The sequence below is a fragment of the Aquabacterium sp. UBA2148 genome, assembly GCF_002328915.1.
Classification (GTDB): Bacteria; Pseudomonadota; Gammaproteobacteria; order Burkholderiales; family Burkholderiaceae_C; genus Aquabacterium; species Aquabacterium parvum.
Map to the genome: position 1 here is coordinate 1 of NZ_DCXA01000035.1, position 3,352 is coordinate 3,352.

The 3,352-nt window shown below is 67.1% G+C and carries 3 protein-coding genes and 1 pseudogene; 1 reads left to right on the forward strand and 3 read right to left on the reverse strand.

The features are described 5' to 3' along the window. The 3 genes and pseudogenes from B2W70_RS01965 to B2W70_RS01975 all read right to left on the reverse strand — a co-directional run. Nucleotides 1–510: pseudogene (locus B2W70_RS01965) on the reverse strand (hypothetical protein); the annotation flags it as partial. Nucleotides 511–520: 10 nt separating this feature from the next. Further along, nucleotides 521–1,606 (reverse strand): AI-2E family transporter, encoded by a 1,086-nt coding sequence (locus B2W70_RS01970; RefSeq protein ID WP_286742297.1) that lies wholly within the window; start codon nucleotides 1,604–1,606, stop codon nucleotides 521–523. A gap of 94 nt (nucleotides 1,607–1,700) precedes the next feature. Then, a complete protein-coding gene (locus B2W70_RS01975; protein ID WP_286742298.1) occupies nucleotides 1,701–2,432 on the reverse strand; it encodes a hypothetical protein in 732 nt (243 codons plus the stop codon). 177 nt (nucleotides 2,433–2,609) lie between these two features. Between B2W70_RS01975 and plsY the strand changes: the two genes are divergently transcribed. Further along, on the forward strand, nucleotides 2,610–3,260 hold the full coding sequence (plsY, locus tag B2W70_RS01980; RefSeq protein WP_286742300.1) for a glycerol-3-phosphate 1-O-acyltransferase PlsY: 651 nt from the start codon (nucleotides 2,610–2,612) through the stop codon (nucleotides 3,258–3,260). The last annotated feature ends 92 nt before the right edge of the window (nucleotides 3,261–3,352 follow it).

Here is a 3,352-nt window from a genome sequence, read left to right on the forward strand (position 1 = left end):
GGCCAGGATGAACAGCTCGCCTGCCTCGGCAGACACGTCCGACACGTCCGAAACCGCCGCACCGGCCGCGGCAGGTGTTGTGCCCGCTTCACGCGCAGCCAACGCTGCAGCAGACTCGATGAACAGCTTGAATGCAAGGTGCTGGCTTTCGGCGTCGAGCCGCTCGCAGTCGTCGAGCAGGGCCAGCGTCGGAGCGCCCGGCTGGCAACCGGCCCACATCTGGCAGGTCTGGGCGTTCAGCCAGATCACGCCAAAGCCCAGGCCCAATGCCCTCTCGACCATCGCGCGCAGCAGGTGGGTTTTGCCGCAACCGGGCGCGCCCCAGATGTAGGCCGGCGAAAGGGGGCCATCCACCGCAGGCCATGCGCTCAGCCAGGCCAGCAGCGCCTCATTCTGGGCTTGCCCTCCCGTGACAAAGGCATCCAGGCCCGGCACGGCTGGCGACCCGAGGTCGAGCAACAGCTGGCGCATCGGCACAGGGGCAACCACCCCTCGGGAGACATCGCTCATGACCGCCCTGTCACTCTGTGCGCAGGAAATCAGCGCTGGCGCGCCAACGGGCCAGCAGGCGACGCCCGATCACGGTCAGGCAGGCCGCACAGGGCAAGGCCACGACGATGCCCCAAAAGCCCAACCATTGCCCGAACAGCATCAGGGCCAGGATGACCCCCAGGGGATGCAGGCCGATGCGCTCGCCGACCAACCGGGGCGTCAGCGCCACGCTTTCGATCACCTGACCCAAACCATAGACGACAGCGACGCCAACCAGCGGTTGCAGCACGCCTTCGCCCGCTGCGGCGAACTGCAGCACCCCCGCCAACAGGGCCAGCAACAGGCCCAAGCCAAAGCCCAGGTAAGGGATGCAGACCGCCAGGCCGGTGAACACGCCGATGGGCAAGGCCAGCTTGAAGCCGAACAGGCTCAGGCCCACGCTGTAGTAAACGGCCAGGATCAGCATGACGAGCGCCTGCCCACGCAGGTACTGTCCCATGAGGGAGTCGACCTCGTCCAGCAATTCGTTCAGGGCGGGACGCACCCGCCAGGGAAGCAATCCACGCGCAGCCTGCGTCAGGCGGTCCCAGTCCAGCAGCCAGTAAAAAGCCAGCATGGGCACCAGGAAGGCGTAACCCAGCAGCGCGAACAGCCCGCTGCCACCCGCCACCGCAGAACGCCAAAGCGCACTGCCCCACTCGCTGCCATGGGTTTGCAGCAACTCGACGAGTTGCGCCTTCACCTGGTCGATGGAGCTGGGCACCTCCACCCCCAGGGCAGACAACCTGGGCACCAGCGCCTGCCAGCCCTGCGTCAACAGGTCGGGCAACTGGGAGCGGATCATGGGCACCAGTTGCGACACGATCGGCACCAGCAGCAACAGCAACACCGAAGCCGTGAGGAAGACCATCAGCAAAGACAGCGCGACGGCCAGCACGCGGGGCACGCGCGCCCTGATCAGCCGGTCGACACCAGGTCGCAGCACATAGGCCAGCACCATGCTGAGCACAAAAGGCAACAAGACACCGGCGTGCCACCAAAGCGCGGCCGCCACCAAGGCCAGCACCAGGCAACGGGCGATGTTCTGCGGAAGGGATGAGGACGAGGCGACCATCAGGGCCGCATTCTATCGACCGCGCGGGCAGGACTCGATGCCAACTCGGCGGCGCGTCCACACAACGCTCAATCCGAAAGCGGGCCAGCAGGGCTCAATTGCCGCCGTAAACCGCGCGGCGGGCGTCGTCTAGTTGGGCTTCCAGCCAGGCAGGGTCGCGTTGAGTCTCGGGCCTTGACTGGTACTCGAGCACGATGGCCGACTCCCGGCGCTTGTATTCGCTCAGGCGATCGGCCTCGCGCCGGGCCTGGTCGGCATCGGGTTGTGGCGCAGCCGCCTGCAGGATCTTGATGCCCTCGTCGATGCGCTGACGTCGGCGCGCCTCGTCGGGCTCCAGGTCGGACCACAAAGCGCTGAGGAGCAATTGCGCCTCACCCATGGTCACCTCGCCTTCTTTGAGGCGTTCCGGCACCTGCTCGACCAGCGAGGCCGCCACCTGCCGGCGCAAGCCGACATCGGCGGAGTCACGCAGCCCCTGCCACTGGTCGAAGCGCTTTTGAAAACGCAAGTAGGCCACCACGCGCTTGAGTTCGGCCTCGGGATGCGACGACTGCTTCATCGCGTCCTTGAGGGCCGCCCATTCCTGTGCAGAAAAGTCTTCCGGGCGCCCGTCAGAGAGCAACGTGGGCTCTTGCAGCCCGGCTCTGGCCGCCGCCTCGGGCACGCCTGAAGCGCCACGCGCCAGGGTCGAAGCGTCTCCCCCGGCCGCAGCGGCCGAACGCCCCTGCCAGACCCACCAGGCCACCACAGCGGCCACGGCAACGCCCATGCACAAGAGCGTGAACCAGGTTCGCTGCCAGAACTGAGGACGGCTGTAGGAAATCATGGACGGGTTGAGGGCTTCGGGTTGCGGCGATTGTCTGCACGCCTGAGAGCCACGGATGATGGGACAAACCCCCTGAGCTCCCCCGAGCGAGCGCCGCCTGACGCAGCGGCGCCCCAGGGCTCCACTACACTGGCGCCCTCTTCTCCCCGCTCCCCATCGCATTCCCGGTCACCGCGCATGAACCTGTCCGCCCTAGACCCCTTGACGATCGCCGGCCTGGGTGCCGTCGTTGCGTATTTCATCGGCTCGCTGTCCTTCGCCGTCATCGTCAGCCGGGTGTTCGGCCTGGCCGACCCCCGCAGTTACGGGTCCGGCAACCCGGGCGCCACCAATGTGCTGCGTTCTGGCAACAAAGCAGCAGCCATCTTGACCCTGCTGTTCGATGCACTCAAGGGCTATGTGCCGGTGGTGGTGGCCTGGCAACTCGGGATGCCCGAGGTGGTGGTCACGGCGGTGGGTCTGGGTGCTTTCATCGGGCACCTGTGGCCCATCTTCTTCAAGTTCGAAGGTGGCAAAGGCGTGGCCACGGCGGCGGGCGTGCTGCTGGGCTTCGCGCCTGCGCTGGGCGGCCTGGTGCTGCTGGTCTGGCTCACCATGGCCATCGTCTTTCGCTACTCGTCGCTGGCGGCGCTGACGGCCTCGCTGGCTGCGCCGGTCATCCAGGCTTGGGGCTGGGGCGTCGGGCCCGCCACCTTTGGCACCGTCGTCATGAGCGCGCTGCTGATCTGGCGCCACGAGGCCAACATCCGCAAGCTGCTGGCCGGCCAGGAAAGCAAACTCGGCCAGAAGGCGCCCGCCGCGACCGACCAGCAAGCGCCCAAGGGCTGACACGGGTCGGCACGAACTGGGCACACACAGCATGACCCCGCCCTCAGCAGGACGCCCCACCCTGAAATCCCTGCTGGGACTGATGGCGCTGG

What these genes read in the sequence shown, in the direction of transcription:
- B2W70_RS01970 (WP_286742297.1), bottom strand. Translation starts at nt 1,606, where the DNA reads ATGGTCGCCTCGTCCTCATCCCTTCCGCAGAACATCGCCCGTTGCCTG.
- B2W70_RS01975 (WP_286742298.1), bottom strand. Translation starts at nt 2,432, where the DNA reads ATGATTTCCTACAGCCGTCCTCAGTTCTGGCAGCGAACCTGGTTCACG.
- plsY (WP_286742300.1), top strand. Translation starts at nt 2,610, where the DNA reads ATGAACCTGTCCGCCCTAGACCCCTTGACGATCGCCGGCCTGGGTGCC.